Source organism: Pseudomonas sp. FeS53a (assembly GCF_000931385.1).
GTDB classification, from domain to species: domain Bacteria; phylum Pseudomonadota; class Gammaproteobacteria; order Pseudomonadales; family Pseudomonadaceae; genus Metapseudomonas; species Metapseudomonas otitidis.
Genome location: NZ_JYFT01000061.1, coordinates 114,007 through 132,199, shown reverse-complemented (window position 1 = coordinate 132,199; position 18,193 = coordinate 114,007). Strand labels below are relative to the sequence as shown.

At 67.9% G+C, this 18,193-nt stretch carries 21 protein-coding genes; 5 read left to right on the top strand and 16 right to left on the bottom strand.

Features of this window, described 5'->3' with window-relative positions; all coding sequences use genetic code 11:
* Nucleotides 1-5 precede the first annotated feature (5 nt).
* From SZ55_RS19595 to coxB, 3 genes are read right to left on the bottom strand one after another with little or no spacing between them, the layout of a single operon-like run.
* Nucleotides 6-551, bottom strand: a complete 546-nt coding sequence (locus SZ55_RS19595; protein ID WP_044410214.1) for a cytochrome c oxidase assembly protein — start codon at nt 549-551, stop codon at nt 6-8.
* Between the two features lies 1 nt (nt 552).
* A complete protein-coding gene (ctaD, locus tag SZ55_RS19590; RefSeq protein ID WP_044410211.1) occupies nt 553-2,157 on the bottom strand; it encodes a cytochrome c oxidase subunit I in 1,605 nt (534 codons plus the stop codon).
* A gap of 1 nt (nt 2,158) precedes the next feature.
* Nucleotides 2,159-3,286 carry a cytochrome c oxidase subunit II gene (coxB, locus tag SZ55_RS19585; RefSeq protein WP_082078292.1) on the bottom strand — a complete coding sequence of 376 codons (1,128 nt, stop codon included), beginning with the start codon at nt 3,284-3,286 and terminating at the stop codon, nt 2,159-2,161.
* Nucleotides 3,287-3,657: 371 nt separating this feature from the next.
* Here coxB and SZ55_RS19580 point away from each other — a divergent pair, with 371 nt between their 5' ends.
* The gene (locus SZ55_RS19580) at nt 3,658-4,317 is read left to right on the top strand and encodes a hypothetical protein (protein ID WP_044410208.1); all 660 of its coding nucleotides are present in this window, start codon (nt 3,658-3,660) and stop codon (nt 4,315-4,317) included.
* Between the two features lie 3 nt (nt 4,318-4,320).
* Here SZ55_RS19580 and SZ55_RS19575 read toward each other — a convergent pair whose 3' ends face one another.
* From SZ55_RS19575 to SZ55_RS19525, 11 genes are all read right to left on the bottom strand, one after another.
* A complete protein-coding gene (locus SZ55_RS19575) occupies nt 4,321-5,850 on the bottom strand; it encodes a SulP family inorganic anion transporter (RefSeq protein WP_044410205.1) in 1,530 nt (509 codons plus the stop codon).
* Nucleotides 5,851-5,916: 66 nt separating this feature from the next.
* Nucleotides 5,917-6,648, bottom strand: a complete 732-nt coding sequence (locus SZ55_RS19570) for a carbonic anhydrase (RefSeq protein ID WP_082078291.1) — start codon at nt 6,646-6,648, stop codon at nt 5,917-5,919.
* Between the two features lie 289 nt (nt 6,649-6,937).
* Nucleotides 6,938-7,642 carry a carbonic anhydrase gene (locus SZ55_RS19565; RefSeq protein ID WP_044410202.1) on the bottom strand — a complete coding sequence of 235 codons (705 nt, stop codon included), beginning with the start codon at nt 7,640-7,642 and terminating at the stop codon, nt 6,938-6,940.
* 147 nt (nt 7,643-7,789) lie between these two features.
* Nucleotides 7,790-8,848, bottom strand: coding sequence for a PA0069 family radical SAM protein (locus SZ55_RS19560; RefSeq protein ID WP_044410199.1), 1,059 nt, complete (start codon nt 8,846-8,848; stop codon nt 7,790-7,792).
* Between the two features lie 82 nt (nt 8,849-8,930).
* Nucleotides 8,931-9,443, bottom strand: a complete 513-nt coding sequence (locus SZ55_RS19555) for a hypothetical protein (protein ID WP_052807633.1) — start codon at nt 9,441-9,443, stop codon at nt 8,931-8,933.
* The gene (locus SZ55_RS19550) at nt 9,440-10,267 is read right to left on the bottom strand and encodes a hypothetical protein (protein WP_044410196.1); all 828 of its coding nucleotides are present in this window, start codon (nt 10,265-10,267) and stop codon (nt 9,440-9,442) included. The genes SZ55_RS19555 and SZ55_RS19550 overlap by 4 nt, the downstream gene beginning before the upstream one ends.
* A gap of 130 nt (nt 10,268-10,397) precedes the next feature.
* Nucleotides 10,398-10,979 (bottom strand): CatB-related O-acetyltransferase, encoded by a 582-nt coding sequence (locus SZ55_RS28895; RefSeq protein WP_442963706.1) that lies wholly within the window; start codon nt 10,977-10,979, stop codon nt 10,398-10,400.
* A gap of 120 nt (nt 10,980-11,099) precedes the next feature.
* Complete coding sequence (locus SZ55_RS19540) at nt 11,100-11,888, bottom strand: DUF1835 domain-containing protein (RefSeq protein WP_044410192.1); 789 nt, start codon at nt 11,886-11,888, stop codon at nt 11,100-11,102.
* 22 nt (nt 11,889-11,910) lie between these two features.
* Nucleotides 11,911-12,177 (bottom strand): YheV family putative zinc ribbon protein, encoded by a 267-nt coding sequence (locus tag SZ55_RS19535; RefSeq protein WP_044410189.1) that lies wholly within the window; start codon nt 12,175-12,177, stop codon nt 11,911-11,913.
* Complete coding sequence (gene prlC, locus SZ55_RS19530) at nt 12,174-14,222, bottom strand: oligopeptidase A (protein ID WP_044410275.1); 2,049 nt, start codon at nt 14,220-14,222, stop codon at nt 12,174-12,176. Before prlC ends, SZ55_RS19535 begins: the two co-directional genes overlap by 4 nt.
* A 78-nt stretch (nt 14,223-14,300) precedes the next feature.
* Nucleotides 14,301-14,495: a hypothetical protein gene (locus SZ55_RS19525; RefSeq protein ID WP_044410186.1), complete on the bottom strand. Its 195-nt coding sequence runs from the start codon at nt 14,493-14,495 to the stop codon at nt 14,301-14,303.
* 165 nt (nt 14,496-14,660) lie between these two features.
* Between SZ55_RS19525 and SZ55_RS19520 the strand changes: the two genes are divergently transcribed.
* Nucleotides 14,661-15,206, top strand: coding sequence for a gamma carbonic anhydrase family protein (locus tag SZ55_RS19520; protein WP_044410183.1), 546 nt, complete (start codon nt 14,661-14,663; stop codon nt 15,204-15,206).
* A gap of 28 nt (nt 15,207-15,234) precedes the next feature.
* Nucleotides 15,235-15,879, top strand: coding sequence for an HAD family hydrolase (locus SZ55_RS19515; protein WP_044410180.1), 645 nt, complete (start codon nt 15,235-15,237; stop codon nt 15,877-15,879).
* Nucleotides 15,880-15,881: 2 nt separating this feature from the next.
* Here the strand turns inward: SZ55_RS19515 and SZ55_RS19510 are convergent, their stop codons facing one another.
* The gene (locus tag SZ55_RS19510; protein WP_044410177.1) at nt 15,882-16,115 is read right to left on the bottom strand and encodes a DUF1161 domain-containing protein; all 234 of its coding nucleotides are present in this window, start codon (nt 16,113-16,115) and stop codon (nt 15,882-15,884) included.
* Between the two features lie 31 nt (nt 16,116-16,146).
* Complete coding sequence (locus SZ55_RS19505; RefSeq protein WP_044410174.1) at nt 16,147-17,244, bottom strand: aminopeptidase; 1,098 nt, start codon at nt 17,242-17,244, stop codon at nt 16,147-16,149.
* A gap of 48 nt (nt 17,245-17,292) precedes the next feature.
* On the opposite strand from SZ55_RS19505, the gene SZ55_RS19500 reads away from it, so the two are divergent.
* Nucleotides 17,293-17,709: a PA0061/PA0062 family lipoprotein gene (locus SZ55_RS19500; RefSeq protein WP_044410171.1), complete on the top strand. Its 417-nt coding sequence runs from the start codon at nt 17,293-17,295 to the stop codon at nt 17,707-17,709.
* A gap of 62 nt (nt 17,710-17,771) precedes the next feature.
* Complete coding sequence (locus SZ55_RS19495) at nt 17,772-18,191, top strand: PA0061/PA0062 family lipoprotein (protein WP_044410169.1); 420 nt, start codon at nt 17,772-17,774, stop codon at nt 18,189-18,191.
* Nucleotides 18,192-18,193 lie beyond the last annotated feature (2 nt).

The window sequence follows — 18,193 nt, the reverse complement described above, 5'->3', positions numbered from 1 at the left end:
GCGCCTCAGTTCTTGGCGACTGGCGGCTTGCGGGCGGTGATGTCGAACAGCGTGTAGGCGAGGGTCAGGTGGTGCACGTCCGCCGGCAGGTCGCGGTCGACGATGAAGCGCACCGGCATCTCGATGCGTTCGCCCGGCTGCAGCACCTGCTGGGTGAAGCAGAAGCACTCGGTCTTGTGGAAATAGGCGGCGGCCTTGGACGGCGAGATGCTGGGGATCGCCTGGGCGGTCATGGGCTTGTCGGTGGTGTTGTGGGCGATGAACAGCATTTCGTTGCTGGCCCCCGGGTGCACCACCAGGTCGTCCGCCTTGGAGCGGAACTCCCAGGTCATGTCCGCCGCGTTGGTGGCGAGGAACTGCACCCGCACCTGGCGCTGGGCGTCCTGCACCTGGCTGCCTTCGTAGGCGCTGGCGTTGGTCTTGCCGTTGATGCCGAAGGCGACGCACATGACGTCGTAGATCGGCACCAGGGCGAAACCGAAGCCGAACATCGCCACCACCAGCACCAGCAGGCGCAGGATCAGGCGGCGGGTTCCCAGCTCGCCGTCCATGTCACTTCACCTCGGGCGGGGTGCTGAAGGTGTGGTACGGCGCCGGCGAGGGCACGCTCCATTCCAGGCCCTCGGCCCCGTCCCAGGGCTTGGCCGGGGCGGGTTTGCCGCCACGGATGCACTTGATGACGATGAACAGGAACAGCAGCTGGGTGGCGCCGAAGGTGAAGGCACCGATGGAGGACACCATATTGAAGTCGGCGAACTGCAGGTTGTAGTCCGGGATGCGCCGGGGCATGCCGGCCAGCCCCACGAAGTGCATGGGGAAGAAGGCCATGTTCATGCCGATGAAGCTCATCCAGAAATGCAGCTTGCCGAGGGTCTCGTCGTACATGTGGCCGGTCCACTTGGGCAGCCAGTAGTAGGCCGAGGCGAAGATGCCGAAGATGGCGCCGGGCACCAGCACGTAGTGGAAGTGCGCCACCACGAAGTAGGTGTCGTGGTACTGGAAGTCCGCCGGGGCGATGGCCAGCATCAGCCCGGAGAACCCGCCGATGGTGAAGAGGATGACGAAGGCCACGGCGAACAGCATGGGTGTCTCGAAGGTCAGCGAGCCCTGCCACATGGTGGTGGCCCAGTTGAACACCTTCACCCCGGTGGGCACGGCGATCAGCATGGTGGCGTACATGAAGAACAGCTCGCCGGTGAGCGGGATGCCCACCACGAACATGTGGTGCGCCCAGACGATGAAGGAGAGGAAGGCGATGGAGGCGGTGGCGTAGACCATCGAGGTGTAGCCGAACAGCGGCTTGCGGGCGAAGGCCGGGATGATCGAGCTGACCGCGCCGAAGGCGGGCAGGATCATGATGTACACCTCGGGGTGGCCGAAGAACCAGAACACGTGCTGGAACAGCACCGGGTCGCCGCCGCCGGCGGCGCTGAAGAAGCTGGTGCCGAAGTGGATGTCCATCAGCATCATGGTCACGCAGCCCGCCAGCACCGGCATCACCGCGATCAGCAGGAAGGCGGTGATCAGCCAGGTCCAGACGAACAGCGGCATCTTCATCAGGGTCATGCCCGGGGCACGCAGGTTGAGGATGGTGGCGATCACGTTGATCGCACCCATGATCGAGCTGATGCCCATCAGGTGGATGGCGAAGATGAAGAAGGTGACGCTCTCCGGCGCGTAGGTGGTGGACAGCGGGGCGTAGAAGGTCCAGCCGAAGTTGGGCCCGCCGCCGGCGCTGAACAGGGTGCTGATGAGCAGGCCGAAGGCCGCCGGCAGCAGCCAGAAGCTGAAGTTGTTCATGCGCGGCAGGGCCATGTCCGGCGCGCCGATCATCAGCGGGATCATCCAGTTGGCCAGGCCGACGAAGGCCGGCATCACCGCGCCGAAGACCATGATCAGGCCGTGCATGGTGGTCATCTGGTTGAAGAAGGCCGGCTCGACGATCTGCAGGCCGGGCTGGAACAGCTCGGCGCGGATCACCATGGCCATGGAGCCACCCACCAGGAACATGGTGAAGGCGAACCACAGGTACATGGTGCCGATGTCCTTGTGGTTGGTGGTGAGCACCCAGCGCATCAGGCCCTTGGCCGGGCCGTGGTGGTGATCATGCCCGGCATGATCGTGACCAGTGTGGTCCGGATCGATCACTGCACTCATGTCATTTCTCCTCGGCTTGTTTGAGGGCCAGGACTTCCTTGGGCGTGACCATGTCGCCCTTGGCGTTGCCCCAGGCATTGCGCTCGTAGGTGATCACGGCGGCGATGTCGACTTCCGACAGCTGCTTGCCGAAGGCGGCCATGGCGGTGCCGGGCTTGCCGTGGAAGACGATGTTGAGGTGGCCTTCCTTCGGCCCGGTGGCGATCTTCGAGCCCTTCAGCGCCGGGAACATGGGCGGCATGCCTTGCCCTTCGGGCTGGTGACAGGCGGCGCAGGTGGTGTGGTAGACCTTGTCGCCACGGGCCACCAGCTCGTCGAGGGTCCAGTCCTTCTCGGTCAGTTCCTTGACCTTGGCCACCTCGGCCTTGCGCTCGTCGAGCCACTTGGCGAAGTCCTCGCGGGACTTGGCCTCGACCACGATGGGCATGAAGCCGTGGTCCTTGCCGCACAGCTCGGCGCACTGGCCGCGGTAGATGCCCGGCTTCTCGATGCGGGTCCAGGCCTCGTTGACGAAGCCGGGGATGGCGTCGCGCTTGACCGCCAGCGCCGGCACCCACCAGGAGTGGATCACGTCGGCGGCGGTGATCAGGAAGCGCACCTTGGTGCCCACCGGGATCACCAGCGGCTCGTCCACCTCCAAGAGGTAGTGCTCACCCTTCTCGGCCTTGTTGTGGATCTGGTCGGCGGGCGTGGCCAGGTTGCTGAAGAACTCCACGTCCTGGCCCAGGTACTTGTAGTTCCACTTCCACTGGTAGCCGGTGATCTGGATGTCCAGCTCCGACTCGGAGGTGTCGTAGATGTTGATCAGGGTGCGGGTGGCCGGCACCGCCATCGCCACCAGGATCACGAAGGGCACGACGGTCCAGAGGATCTCCACCGTGGTGCTTTCGTGGAAGTGGGACGGCTCCTGGCCGGTGGAGCGCCGGTGGACGAGCATCGACCAGAACATCACGCCGAAGACGACCACGCCGATCACGACGCAGATCCAGAAGATCGTCATGTGCAGGTCGAATACGGTCTGGCTGACTTCTGTGGCGCCGGGCGACATGTTGACCGTCCAGGCCGCCTGGACCGGAGTCAACGTCAACCACAGCAGGAATCCCATCCAGGCACGCGGATGTCGCATCATTGCGGGTTCCCCTTATCGTTCTTGTTCTTCCCGCCGGCTGGGCCAGCGGCTGGGGGACGGTCGTCAATACGGCTGACTTTAACGGCCGACCTCTAGCACGTGGTGCACAGTCGGGTGTCATCAGGTAACGCCTTCGGGTCGGAGTATAGACAGGGGGTCCGACCTGGCAATTCGCGGGGAAATTTATCCTGCGCGGAACGTTCCCAACGCTGCAGACCGCGCCGGGCGTGGCTTGGCTGGTAAAGTAAATGGGAGCCGTTATCGCTTGGATGCATAAGCGTTACGCGATTATGACAATCCGGTCTTAGCCGCCGGCCACGGCAGGCTAAGGTCTGTTCGTCTCTTTCCCATGTCCTGAATCAGGAGCAGTCATGAACACCCTCGCCCTGCGCGAACTGATCCGCCAGGCCCACGCCCAGGAAGCCGTCCACGGCCACCTGGCACGCCTGCTCGATGCCCAGTTGTCCCGCCTGCACCCGGCCATCCGCCTGCCCGGCGATGATGCCCACGGGGTGCTCTCGCGCTTCGTCGCGGCCTACATCGACCAGGTGCCGGACGTGCTCGACGCCGCCGCCAGCGTCGCGGCCGAAGCCGGTATCGAGGCGGAGGTGAAGCCGGTGCTGAAGGTGGCCGAGCACTTCTTCCTGCAGCCGCCCAGCGTGGTGCACGGGCACGAGGGGCTGGACGGCCTGCTGGACGAGGCCTACCTGGCCCATCGCCTGGTGGAGGAGGTGAACGACCGCTACATCGCCCACCTGGGCGAGCCACTGATCCCGCTGGACACCACGGTGGCCAACCTGATCGCCCACCAGCTCATCGGCGAGCCCTTCGCCAACCAGCTGGACGAGGCCGTCCACCTGGCGGTGGACGGCATGCTGGACCCGGGCGTGTTCCAGCGCGAGTCGGTGCAGCAGTACCGCGCGCGGCTGCACGACCCGAAGGTGGAGGCGGCGTGGAAGCGCTGGCCCTGCCTGTCGCGCCAGCTCGGCGTCGAACTGCAGCTGGACCCGGCGCCCTGCGCCACCGCCTGACCATCAGACCGTCCGCCCCCGCAGGCTCAGCCGTCGCCCCTCCAGGCGCCGGTTGAGCCCGCGCGCCTCGATGCACAGCTCGCCACCCTGACGCTCGGCGTTGCGGCCCCAGTCCTGCAGCAGCTCCATGCAGGCGTGGTCGATGTAGCTGAGCCGGTCCAGCGGTACGTGCAGCCGCAGGCTCGGTGCCACGCCCTCCAGGGTGGCCGCCAGCTGCGGCACCCGCAGGAAGGTGGCCGCGCCCACCAGGCGCAGCTCCGCCTCGTTCGGGCCGATGGGCGCCAGGACGATCTTCAGCCGCGAGGCCTTCCAGGCCAGCTTGGCCAGGGTCAAACCGAACCCGATCAGCACCCCGGTGAGCAGGTCGAAGGCGACGATGCCCAGCGCCGTGGCGGCATGGATCGCCAGCGGTGCGCGCCCGTAGCGGCCGAGGCCGCGCAGGCTCTTGAAGTCCACCAGCTTGATGCCCGTGTAGACCAGCACACCGGCCAGGCTGGCGATGGGGATCTGCTGCAGCAGGCCCGGCAGCAGCGCCACCAGGGCCAGCAGCCAGGCGCCGTGCAGCACCGCCGAGAGACGGGTCCGCGCGCCGGCCTGGACGTTGGCCGAGCTGCGCACGATCACCCCGGTCATCGGCAGCGCGCCGAGCACCCCGCACAGCAGGTTGCCGACGCCCTGGGCCGACAGCTCGCGGTCCAGATCGGAGCGCGGGCCGCTGTGCATGCGGTCCACGGCAGCGGCGGAGAGCAGCGTCTCGGCACTGGCGACGAAGGCCAGCACCAGCGCCGCCAGCAGCAGCTGCGGATCGGCCAGGCGCAGCAGGTCCGCCGGCTGCAGCCAGTCGATGGCCTCGCCGAGGGTGGCCGGCACCTGCACGCGGTTCACCTGCAGGTCGAACCCGCTGGCCGCCAGGGTGGCCAGCCCGACGCCGATCAGCGCGCCGGGCAGGAAGCGCAGCGCTCCCGGCCGCCAGCGTTCCCAGGCCAGCATCACCAGGATGGTGCCGAGCCCCAGCAGGGCGGCATCGAGGTCGCCGCCGGGGCCGAACTGGCGGGCCGCCTCCAGCAGCGTGGCGGGGAACGCCAGCAGGTTGTCCAGGCCGGAGGCCTGGGGGCTGGCGTCGAACATCACGTGGACCTGGGACAGCACGATGAGGATGCCGATGCCGGCCAGCATCCCCTGCACCACCGCCGGGGCGGTGACGCGGAACCAGCAGCCCAGGCGCAGACGGCCGGCCAGCAGTTGCAGGGCGCCGGCCAGCACCAGGATCGGCCCGAGCATGGCCACACCGTGCTCGCGCACCAGTTCGAAGACCAGCACGGCGAGCCCGGCCGCCGGGCCGCTGACCTGCAGCGGCGAGCCGGCCAGCCAGCCCACCACCAGGCCGCCGATGATGCCGGTGACCAGGCCCTTGGCCGGCGGCATGCCGGAGGCGATGGCGATGCCCATGCACAGCGGCAGGGCGACGAGGAAGACCACCACCGAGGCGAGCGCCTCCCGTGGCAACGTGTTCTTGAGTTCAGCAAGGCGCATGGCGAATTCTCCTGAGCGCAGCAAGGGGCACGGCAGCCGAGCGGGTGCCGTGGCAAGGGGCGGGCGTCAGGACGCCAGGTAGCGGGGACGCGGGGTGGCCATGCTCGCGCTGGCCTCCTCCAGCGGGCGGAAGCCGCCCGTCTCGGCGTCGTAGGCGCGGATGGCAGCGGTCTCGATGTCGTAGACCCAGCCATGGATGAACAGCTGGCCGGCCGCCAGGCGGGCAGCGACGGCGGGGTGGGTGCGCAAGTGGTCCAGCTGGGCCACCACGTTCTCCTCGGTGAGCACGCCGAGGGTGTCGTGGGCTGCGCAGGTGCAGTTGCGCTCCACCAGGCTGCGGGCCACCTCGGCATGGCGCAGCCAGGCGCGCACGGTGGGCATGGGGCCGAGGGTCTCGGGGGCCAGCACCGCCTTCATGGCGCCGCAGTCCGAATGGCCGCAGACGATGATGTGCTGCACGCCAAGGGCCAGCACGGCGTATTCGATGGCGGTGGAGACGCCGCCATTCATCTGCCCGTAGGCCGGCACCAGGTTGCCGACGTTGCGGGTGACGAACAGGTCGCCGGGGGCGCTCTGGGTGATCAGCTCGGGGGCGACGCGGGAGTCGGCGCAGGTGATGAACAGGGTGCGCGGTGCCTGGCTGTGGGCCAGGCGCTGGAACAGCGCCCGCTGCTCGGGGAATACCTGCTCGCGGAAGCGCCGGCAGCCCTCCACCAGCGCGGCGAAGGTGGCCTCGGCGGGGTGGCCGCCGAGGCCGGCAGACTGCCCGGGTCGAATGCGGTGAATGTCCTGTTTCATGGGTCCTCCTGAAGGTCGGATGGGCGTCATGCCCGGTGGGCTCCGCACGGATTGGCGGATGGCGCTTCAACTAGGCGGTCGAAGCCCCTACAGACCTTAATCACGAGCCTTAACTCAACCTGAATAAACCGCTCTGGCATGCGGCTTACAGACGAGCGGACGATGGCACGCCGCCAGCGTCGGCCAAGGGCGCAACGCGCCGGGAAGGGGGCGAAACGGAGGGGAACAGCGGGGACGGGAAGAGGGAGGAGACGCGCAGCGCCCCGGCCGCAGCCGGGGCGCCGGGGGCTTACAGGTAGCGGGCGCGGGGCGTGGCCATCGGCAGCGGGCCGTCGCCGATGGTGCGGAAACGGCCGCTCTCGGCGTCGTAGGCGCGGATGGCGGCGGTCTCGATGTCGTAGACCCAGCCGTGGATGAACAGCTGCCCGCTGGCCAGGCGTGCGGCCACCGAGGGGTGGGTGCGCAGGTGGTCCAGCTGGGCCACCACGTTCTCCTCGGTCAGCACGCCCAGGGTCTCGTGGTTGGCGCAGCCGCAGTTCTCGGCGACCACGGTGCGGGCCACTTCGGCGTGGCGCAGCCAGGCCTTGACGGTGGGCATGCGCTCCAGCTGCTCGGGGTTGAGCACCGCCTTCATCGCGCCGCAGTCGGAGTGGCCGCAGATGATGATGTGGTGCACGCCGAGGGCCATGACGGCGAACTCGATGGCGGTGGAGACGCCGCCGTTCATCTGGCCGTAGGGCGGCACCACGTTGCCGACGTTGCGGGTGACGAACAGGTCGCCCGGCGAGCTCTGGGTGATCAGCTCCGGGACGATGCGCGAGTCGGCGCAGGTGATGAACATGGCGCGGGGTTTCTGCTCATGGGCCAGGCGCTTGAACAGCTCTTCCTGCTCCGGATAGACCTGGTCGCGGAAACGCTGGAAACCTTCGACGATGTTGCGCAGCGCTTCTTCGGCGCTTTCCTGGGGTTGCGGGGTATCGTGCTCGTCGCTCATGCCGACCTCGTTCGCCTTGGACTCTGTAGGGGTAAGTGGGATTACTTTACCGATACGGTCGGATTTATCCGACCCCCTACAGGACACCGTTCGGCGCGTTGCGGTCACACACCGGGCGCGTAAAACCCGTGCCGTTCATCCCATCGCTCACAGCAGCGCCATCTGCCCGCCGGGCGGGCAGAAGCGCGAGCAGTCCAGCGCCACGTCACCGCGCTTCTCCAGCCCCAGGCGACGCATGGCCACGGCGAAGCGCTGGGCCAGCAGTGCGGCAAAGGCGCCTTCGCCGGTGAAGCGCTTGCCGAAGCGGCTGTCGTACACCTCGCCGCCCCGGCACTGGCGGATGATGCTCATCACGTGGGCCGCGCGTTGCGGGTAGTGAGCCTGGAGCCATTCCTCGAACAGCGGCGCCACCTCCCGGGGCAGGCGCACCAGCATGTAGGAGGCGCTGCGTGCGCCGGCATCGCGGGCCGCCTCCAGCAGGCTCTCCAGTTCGCTGTCGTTGATCATCGGGATCATCGGCGAGCACAGCACGCCCACCGGCACGCGGTTCTCGCGCAGCACACGGATCGCCCGCAGCCGCGCGGAGGGCGCCGCCGCGCGCGGTTCGAGGATGCGCTTGAGCTCATCGTCGAGGGTGGTGAGGCTGATCATCACCTTCACCAGGCGCTGCTCGGCCAGCTGGGTCAGCAGGTCGAGGTCACGCAGCAGCAGCGAGCCCTTGGTGACGATGGTCAGCGGATGGCGGTAGCGCAGCAGCACTTCCAGCACCTGGCGGGTGATGCGGTGCTCGCGCTCGATGGGCTGGTAGGGGTCGGTGTTGGCCCCCAGGGCGATGGGCGCGCACTGGTAGCCGGGCTTGCTCAGCTGCTGCTCCAGCAGGGCGGCGGCGTTGGTCTTGGCGATCAGCCGGGTCTCGAAGTCGATGCCCGGCGACAGGTCCCAATAGGCGTGGCTGGGCCGCGCGTAGCAGTAGATGCAGCCGTGCTCGCAGCCACGGTAGGGGTTGATGGAGCGGTCGAAGGGCAGGTCCGGCGACTGGTTGCGGGCGATGATGCTCTTGGCTGTCTCGATGCGCACCTCGGTGGCGCGGGTCGGCGGCACTTCCTGGTACCAGCCGTCGTCCTCGGCCACCGAGAGGGTCGGGGCGAAGCGGTTGTAGGGGTTGCTGCCGGTTCCCCGACCACGGGGCGGGAGGGTGACGGACATGGCGGGGCGCTCCGAAAATACTGTATGCATAAACAGTATATTCAGACAGCGCCATGCGCCAGACGGTTTTCGTCGGAAAGCCCTATTCGTCCTCGCTCGGCGGCGTGAACGGCTCGATCAGGTACTGCCGGCCATGGGCCTTGCAGTCGGCCAGCGTGCCTTCGGCGGAGGCGCGCAGCTGCAGGAAGCTGCTGCCGAAGCGCTGCTCGTCGGTGTCCACCAGGCCGTTCTTGAGGTCCACCGAATTGGCCATGGCCATGGAGTCGGCGTACTTGAACTCATCGCCCCAGCCGGACTTGCCGCCCCAGAGGACGATGCGTTCGCCCTCCTGCCAGTGCACCGCCGCCTTGCGCGAGCCGTCCGCCCACTGGTAGCCGACCACGCAGAAGTGGTTGGGCCGGTCGTTGCGCTGGGCCTGCACCAGCAGGTAGCGCATGTCCTGCTCGGGGTTGGCGAAGGCCTTGTCCGCGTTGATGTCGAAGCGGGCCACCTGGTCGGAGAACACCGAGGGGCCGAAGGATTCGGCCGCGCACAGGCCGAGGGCCGCGAAGAGCAGGGTGCCGGAGAGCCATCCGGCCAGGCGTGGGCTGTTCATTTCTTCGGTTTACCCGGGTTGTTGGGGTTGTCGATGAAGGCCTGGGTGAGGGTGAAGAAGGCCTGGCCGCCCACGTCCGCCACCTTGACGAAGTTGCCACCCGGGCTGCCGGAGTTGCTGGTCCGCCAGGCGAACACCTTGGACGGCGCCGGGGCGCCCAGCTTGGCGCCGCTGGCCACGTCCAGGGCGTTCTGCACGTGCTGGCGCATGCGCTCGAAGCGGATGTCGCTGCCGTCGTTGGCCAGCCGCAGGAATTCGTCGATGTTGGTCTGCTTGGCACCGAGGTTCGGGTAGTTGCCGAAGCCTTCGAACTGCAAGGGTTCCTTGGCGGTGATGAAGGCCGTCATGGTCTTGCCGGCGGGTTTGCCGAAGTGTTTGGGTTCGGAGAACGTCATGCGGTTCTCGATCACCTGGCGCATCCACTGCATGGACTTCAGCGCCTCGGCATTGTCTGTGTTGGGTTTGGGCGCGATGGACTCGGCGAGCAGCAGCCGCGCCAGGCAACCTTCGTCGGTGGCCGGGTCGGGCAGGCCGAGCTTGTCGATCACCTCGATGGACACGTGGATGCCCGATGGCAGCCCGTCGACCGCCGAGAACGCCTCGACCCGAACGGCCGGGCAGGCCCGCAGGGCCGTGAGGACGACGGTCTGTTCCGACTGGCGGTCGTTGGGGTTCTGCTTGACCTCGATGCAGGCGTTGGCGCTCTTGACCACGTAGTGCTTCTTGCCCGGGCCGAGGCCATTCAGCCGCAGCCTGAGGACGTTGCCGACCACCAGCTGGACGGTGCCGACGACCGGCTTGTTGTTTCGGGTGAAGGTGGGCACTGGGGGAATCTCCTTGCGCTGTCGCTGCGTCGTGCTGCAGCTCCCTGTGCGCGGCGGCACAGCCGGGAAAACTACTCCCGGCCCCGCGTCCGGGCAAGGCGACAGCACGGCGGAAGTGACGCAGTTCGCCTCACGCCTCGCAGGCGCAGCGCTCCAGGGCATCGAGGTCGGCCGCCATGATCGCCGCCAGGTGCCGGCTGACCTTCTCCACCGGCCAGTCCCACCAGGCGATGGCCAGCAGGCGCTCCACCACCGCATCGGGGAAGCGCTGCTTCAGCGGCTCGGCCGGGTTGCCGCCGACCACGGTGTAGGGCGGCACGTCGCGGGTCACCACCGAGCGGGAGGAGATGATGGCGCCGTCGCCGATCTTCACCCCGGGCATGATCAGCGCCTCGTAGCCGATCCACACGTCGTTGCCAATCAGGGTGTCGCCCTTGTTGGGGAACTCCGACAGGTCGGGCATGTGGTGTTCCCAGCCACCGCCGAAGATCTGGAAGGGGTAGGTGGAGAAGCCGGAGAGCTTGTGGTTGGCGCCGTTCATGATGAACTTCACCCCACGGGCGATGGCGCAGAAGCGCCCGATCACCAGGCGGTCACCGATGAAGGGGAAGAGGTAGAGCACGTTGCGCTCGAAGTGCTCCGAATCCTCCGGGTCGTCGTAGTAGGTGTATTCGCCGATCTCGATCTGCGGGTTGCTCACCGTGTTGCGGATGAAACAGACCTAGGGGAAGCCCGCCATGGGGTGCGGGTTGCGAGGGTCGGGGCCGTGCATGGCACCTCCTGTTGGTAACCAACATGGACTTAGAGAGAACTTCGCTGCCCGCAGCGCAATTTAGTCAGTTCGATGGCGCAGCCTTGTACGCAAACCAGCAAGGCCGCTGGCACCAGTGCCCCCATCAATCGCCACAAGCCCCTGTTTGACCAGCTCTCGTATGCGCCAGAAGAGGAACAGATCGGTGGCGAAAAAACCGTCGCAACGTGCCATCGCACCGCCAATTACTTGGGCTAAAGGAAGCCATTCGGAGCTACAGCCTTGTAAGAGATCGGCATCAATGAAACTGAAGTCCTCACCATGGAAGACCTCCTGCCGCCAACGTCGGATGCCGGCACCTTCGGCCAGCACGCTGCGCCATTGGGTCGCCAGGTAATGGCGGCGCTCGGGCCCCACCTGCCTCGGCAGGTAGCGCTCGGCCAGGTCGGTCGGCGTGTGCATGGCCACCGCGCGGCGGTGGGTGACGCTGCTGTCGCCGCTGCCGCAGGGCACCTCCCAGAACGGCAGGTCGCTGTGCTCCAGCACCGCTGCAACGCGGGCCAGCAGCAACTGCTCGGAGGCGCTGTCGCCGTGCCAGACGGTCACCCCATGGTCCTGATCAGCCAACCCGGCGAGCCACTGCGCATCCGCTCCCAGGTCACGCTCGAAGTCCGGTATCGGGAGCGCGCCCTCCGGCCAGACCGCCCGCCAGAAGGCAGCCCGGCGGGCGCAGGGCGGCTGCTCGATGTCCTTCAGCGGGCCGACGGCGAGGTCGTCACGCAGCACCCGCAGCCACTCATGGGCCACGGAATCGCCGAGGACGATGCCGACGCCTTCGGCCGCGTTGTCACCGCATACCAGGTGCCACATGACGCCCTCCTTGGCCTTGTCGCTACTCGCTGGATTTCTTCAGCTTGGGATTGGGGAAGAACTGCACGCTCTGCACCTTCGGGTCGGCCGGTTTGGGCTTGGCCTGGTTGACCCGGGTGCCGAGCTCCTTGGGCACCGACTGGCCCTGGGCGTTGAGGGTGTCGGCGTAGCCGCAGCCGACGCACTGGCGGTGCGGCACGCCGTCTTCGTCCCACATCTGGATCTTGTCCATCTCGCTGCAGGCGGGGCACACGGCCCCGGCGATGAAGCGCTTCGGCGTGGCGGTCATGCCGCGTCCTCCGTGAGGCCGCTGTGGCGCAGCAGGGCGTCGATGGAGGGCTCGCGACCACGGAAGTCGACGAACAGCACCATGGGCGCCTGGGAACCGCCCCGAGCGAGGATGGCGTCGCGGAAGGCACGGCCGGTGGCCGGGTTGAGCACGCCCTCTTCCTCGAACTTGGAGAAGGCGTCGGCGGAGAGCACTTCGGCCCACTTGTAGCTGTAGTAACCGGCGGCGTAACCCCCGGCGAAGATGTGCGCGAAGCTGTTGGCGAAGCGGTTGAACGCCGGTGGGCGCATCACTGCCACTTCGTCACGCACCGCTTCCAGCACGTCGAGCACGCTGCGGCCGTCGCCGTGGGTGGCATGCAGTTCGAAGTCGAACAGGGAGAACTCGAGCTGGCGGACCATCATCAGGCCGGACTGGAAGTTCTTCGCCGCCAGCATCTTGTCCAGCAGGTCCTGGGGCAGGGGTTCGCCGCTCTGGTAGTGGCCGGAGATCAGCGCCAGGCCTTCCGGCTCCCAGCACCAGTTCTCCATGAACTGGCTGGGCAGCTCGACGGCGTCCCAGGCCACGCCGTTGATGCCGGAGGCGCCGGCGTGCTCGACGCGGGTCAGCAGGTGGTGCAGGCCGTGGCCGAACTCGTGGAACAGGGTGGTGACTTCGTCGTGGGTCAGCAGCGCGGGCTTGTCGCCGACGGCCGGGGTGAAGTTGCACACCAGGTTGGCCACCGGGGCGACCAGTTCGCCACGGGCGTTGCGGCGCTTGTCGCGGGCACCGTCCATCCAGGCGCCGCCGCGCTTGTTGGCTCGGGCGTAGAGGTCGAAGAAGAAGCGGCCGACGTGCTCGCCGTTCTCGCGGATCTCGAACAGGCGCACGTCCGGGTGCCAGGTGTCGAAGCCGCTGAGTTCGCGGATCTCGATGCCGTAGAGCTTCTGCACGATGGCGAACAGGCCGGTGAGCACCTTGTCGATGGGGAAGTAGGCGCGCAGCGTTTCCTGGGAAATGCTGTAGCGCTGCTCGCGCAGCTTCTCGCTGAAGTAACCGACGTCCCAGCTCTTCAGGTCGGCAACGCCACGTTCGGCGGCGAAAGCCTTGAGCTCGTCCAGGTCGCGGGCGGCGAAGGGCTTGCTGCGCTGGGCCAGGTCCCGCAGGAAGCCGAGCACCTGGGGGGTGGTCTCGGCCATCTTGGTGGCCAGGGACAGGTCGGAGAAGTGGGCGAAGCCCAGCAGGCGGGCCAGCTCCTGGCGCAGGTCGAGGATCTCGGCCATCACCGGGCCGTTGTCGTTCTGGCCGGCGTTGGGGCCCTGGTCGGAGGCACGGGTGGCGTAGGCGGTGTAGACCTCTTCGCGCAGGGCGCGGTCGTCGGCGTAGGTCATCACCGCGTAGTAGCTGGGGAATTCCAGGGTGATCAGCCAGCCGTCCAGGCCCTTGGCTTCGGCGGCCTGCTTCATCTGCGCCTTGGCCGAGTCGGTGAGGCCGGCGAGGGCGGCTTCGTCGGTGACGTGCTTGGTCCAGGCCTGGGTGGCGTCCAATAGCTGGTTGGAGAAGCGGCTGCCCAGCTCGGAGAGCTTCATCTGGATCTCGCCGTAGCGCTGCTGCTTGTCGGCGGGCAGGTCGATGCCAGAGAGGCGGAAGTCACGCAGGGCGTGTTCGAGGATGGTCTTCTGCGCCACGTCGAAGCCGGCGGCCTCGGGGCTGGCGGCCAGGGCCTCGTAGGCCTGGAACAGGGCGCGGTTCTGGCCCATTTCGGTCCAGTATTCGGACAGCTTGGGCAGGCAGGCCTCGTAGGCATTGCGCAGTTCGGCGCTGTTGCAGACGGCGTTGAGGTGGCTCACCGGGCTCCAGGCACGCCCCAGGCGCTCACCCAGTTCGTCCAGCGCCAGCACCAGGCCCTTCCAGCTGGGGGTGCCGTCCTGCCCGGCCAGCAGCGCAGCGAGGGCGGCGCGGTTGTCGGCCAGGATCTGGTCGACGGCGGGCTCGACGTGCTCGGGCTTGATGGCGGAATAGGGGGGCAGGTCGAAATCTTGCAGGAGGGGATTGCTGGAACTCACGGCATTCACCTGTAGCGTCTTGGAAAAGGGTTCTAGGCTCGGAAAAACAAGAAGGGGGCGCAAGGCCCCCTCGACGAATCACTTTTTCTTGCTGGTCCGCGACATGGACCAGGCGCCGTTCTGTGGTAAACCGCTGACCCCCTTGGCGACCTTCTGGATCTCCCCTCCCTGGCGCAGGAATGCTGCGACCTGATCATCGAGGGTTGCACGGGTTTCCAGGGCCACTTCGGCTTCAGCCTTACGTGCGGAAGCTCTGATACGCAGGGTGGACATGACACTCTCCTTATCCAAAGGCGGCCAGCCAGTATGCCAGATTCTTGACAGCTTTGCAGAAATAGTGTTCCGACAGCCGGAAACCGACGTGCCAGAGGGGTTCTCCGAACCGTGTGGGCCGCATCTTAATTACAATCGCCTTCCACCACAGCCACAGGACTTTCTATGAGCCCGATTAGAGCCTACCGCGGCCTGTCGCCCCAGCTGGGCGAGCGGGTCTTCGTCGATCCGTCCGCCGTGGTGATCGGCGACGTGCACCTGGGCGAGGACAGCTCGGTGTGGCCGCTGGCGGTCATCCGCGGCGACATGCACCGCATCCACATCGGCGCCCGCACCAGCGTGCAGGACGGCAGCGTGCTGCACATCACCCACGCCGGCCCGTTCAACCCCGACGGCTTCCCGCTGGAGATCGGCGACGACGTGACCATCGGCCACAAGGCCCTGCTCCACGGGTGCCGGATCGGCAGCCGGGTGCTGATCGGCATGGGCTGCATCGTGATGGACGGCGCGGTGATCGAGGACGGCGTGGTGCTCGGCGCCGGCAGCCTGGTGCCGCCGGGCAAGCGCCTGGTCACCGGCTACCTCTACGTCGGCAGCCCGGTGCGCCAGGCGCGCCCGCTGACCGACAAGGAAAAGGCCTTCTTCACCTACAGCGCCGCCAACTACGTGAAGCTGAAGGATCACCACCTCGCCGAACACCCCGGCGCCTGAGCCGCCCCCTTCCAGACAGCAGGACCGCATGCGCTACCAGAACATCCTCTTCGACCTCGACGGCACCCTCACCGACCCGCGCGAGGGCATCACCCGCTCCGTGCAGTACGCCCTGGCCCAGCTCGACATCCACGAGCCGGACCTGACACAGCTGGAACACTTCATCGGCCCGCCGCTGCTGCAGTGCTTCATGCAGACCTACGACCTCAGCGAGGCACGCGCCTGGGACGCGGTGAACCACTACCGCGACCGCTTCAAGGTCACCGGCCTCTACGAGAACCGCGTGTTCGACGGCGTCGACCCCTTGCTCGCGCGCCTCGCCCAGCAGGGCCGCACCCTGTACATCGCCACCAGCAAGCCCACCGTGTTCGCCCGGGAGATCGCCCGGCACTTCGGCTTCGACCGGCACTTCCGGCACATCTACGGCAGCGAGCTGGACGGCACCCGCACCCACAAGGTGGAGCTGATCGCCCACCTGCTGGCGGAAGAGGGGCTGGACCCGGCGGACACGCTGATGATCGGCGACCGCAAGCACGACCTCATCGGCGCCAGCCAGAACGGGCTGCACGCCGCCGGCGTCGGCTATGGCTTCGGCAGCCGTGAGGAACTGATGGCCGAGGCGCCGACCTACTACTTCGCCACCCTCGGCGAGCTGGACCGCGCCTTCGGCTGAGGTCAGTTGCCGTTGCGCTGGTAGAGGATCTTGCGGGTGCCGTTCTCGCAGGAGCCGACCACCATGTTGGGGTCCTCCACCTCGCTGGCGGGCACGATCTCCAGGGTGTAGGCCGTCACCCCGGCGGCCTGGATCTTCACCTCGATCTCGGCCTTCAGCTCCTCGCACGGCTTGGGCGCGGCCATCGCCGCGCCCGAGGCCAGGCCACACAGCATCACCAGCATCCACCGCTTCATCGTGCGTCTCTCCCTTGTCTCGAATCCGCTGTCATTCGACCGGAGCCGCCGGGGCGGAGTTCGCCGCCTGCAGCTCGGCCAGGCGCGCCTCCCGTGCCGCCACCGGCAGGGCTGCCAGCGCCGCCACCCGGGCATGGAAGTCGCTCCAGCCGTCCGCCTGGCTATAGAGCGCGGCGAAGGCCGGCACCCAGCGGTCGTAGAGGCCGAAAGGCAACAGCTTGGCGTTGTTCATCGGCCCCGCCATCCAGCCGTCATAGCGCCCCACGCCGCCCCAGGGGCCATCGCGCAGGGCACGGTAGTCGCGCCGCAAGCGCTCGAACTCGGCGGCCTTGGCCTCGCGCAGTTCGGCGTCCGGGCGACCACTGGCATAGAGCGCCTGGAGCCGCTCGCGGCTGGCCAGCACCAGCGCGGTGAACTGCTCGCGCTGGCGCAGGGACGGATCCTCCCCGGTCGCCAGGCCCCGCGCGGCGCGCCATTGGCGCAGCCCCTCGCGCTCCACGAAGCTGGCGTAGGACTCGTTGAAGGCGCTGTCGTCGGTCACGTACAGCCGCTGGTGGGCCAGCTCGTGGAAGATCACCGCCACCAGCCGGTCCTCGCCCCAACCGAGCATGCTGCTGAGGATCGGGTCATCGAACCAGCCGAGGGTGGAATAGGCCTCCACGCCGCCGACCCAGGCGTCGAAGCCGTCCTCGCGCATCAGCGCCGCCGCGCCCCGGGCCCGGCCCTGCTGGTAGTAGCCGCGGTAGGCCACGCAGCCGGCGATGGGGAAGCAGTGGGTGACCGGCGCCAGGGAGAACTCCGGCGTGGCGAACAGGTTCCACACCACGAAGGGCCTGTGGATATCCGCATAGACCCGGTAGCTGCCGTTGTCCGGCAGGGCCAGCTGCTGGCTGGCGTAGTCCCGCGCTTCCTGCGCCAGGGCCAGGCGCTGGCGCAACGCCGGGTCACGGGCCGGGTCGGCGACGATGCGCGCCACCGGTTCGCGGGCGCGCAGCAACTGCCACTGCCCGGTGGCCAGTTGCCCGTAGTAGTCCAGCGTCGAGCAACCGCCCAGCACCAGGGCGAGCAGCCAGGGAACCGCGAGGGTGCGGCAGCGGTCGAGAAAGGCGAGAAAAGAGGAGGGCGGCATGCGCCGAAGCTAGCGCAACGCCCCCGACCACGCCAGAAGGAGTTGCCCATGCGTCGCCTGCTCGTCCTTGCCCTGCCCCTGAACCTGGCCGGCTGCGGCCTGATCATGCCCAGCCCCGACCCGGACCAGGCCTGGATCGCCTTCGCCCCGCAGCAGCGGGGCGCACTGGAGGCCGCACGGGTGGACGAACGCCCGCTGGAGGACGACCGCTACTTCCAGGTCCAGCCCGGGCGCCACGCCCTGGAGGTGCGCTACCGCTTCGACGTGGACGGCAGCGCCATCGGCACCGCCCAGCCGAGCCTTGCCCGCACCTGCCTGCTGACCCTGGACTACGCCGACTTCGCCGCCGGCCAGCGCTATGAGATGCGCGCCGGGGAGATCGGTTTCCGCCCCTGGGTGCGGCTCTACGACGAGCGCCAGCGGGAAGTGGCCCGCGCCCGTGAAGGCCGCTGCGGTGATGTCTGAACGGGGCTGCCGTCGCGCCCCGGCGGGTTTATCCTGAGAGCCCGCCCCACGAGGTGATCGCCATGCACAAGCCCGCCCTGCTGCTCCTGCTCGCCAGCCTCGGCGCCTGCGCCAGCCCGTTGCCGACGCCCGACCCGAACCAGGCCTGGGTGGAGCTGCGCAGCGATCCGGGCACCACGCTGATGGCCAACCGGCAGGATGGCGAGCGCACCCGGGACGGGCGCTTCTACCAGCTCAGCCCCGGCGCCCATGAACTGGAAACCCGCTTCCAGTTCGACATCCCCGGCGGGGGCGGCTTCAACACCAGCAGCGGCCCGACCCAGCTCACCTGCCACATCCGCTTCCGCTACGACGGCTTTGCCGCCGGCCAGCGCTATCGACTGGAAGCCCGACCGGTGGTGATGAGCGCCCAGGCGCTGCTGCGCGACGCCCAGGGCCAGGTGGTGGCGCGGGGCGACGTGCTCGGCTGCGGCCCGCTCTGACG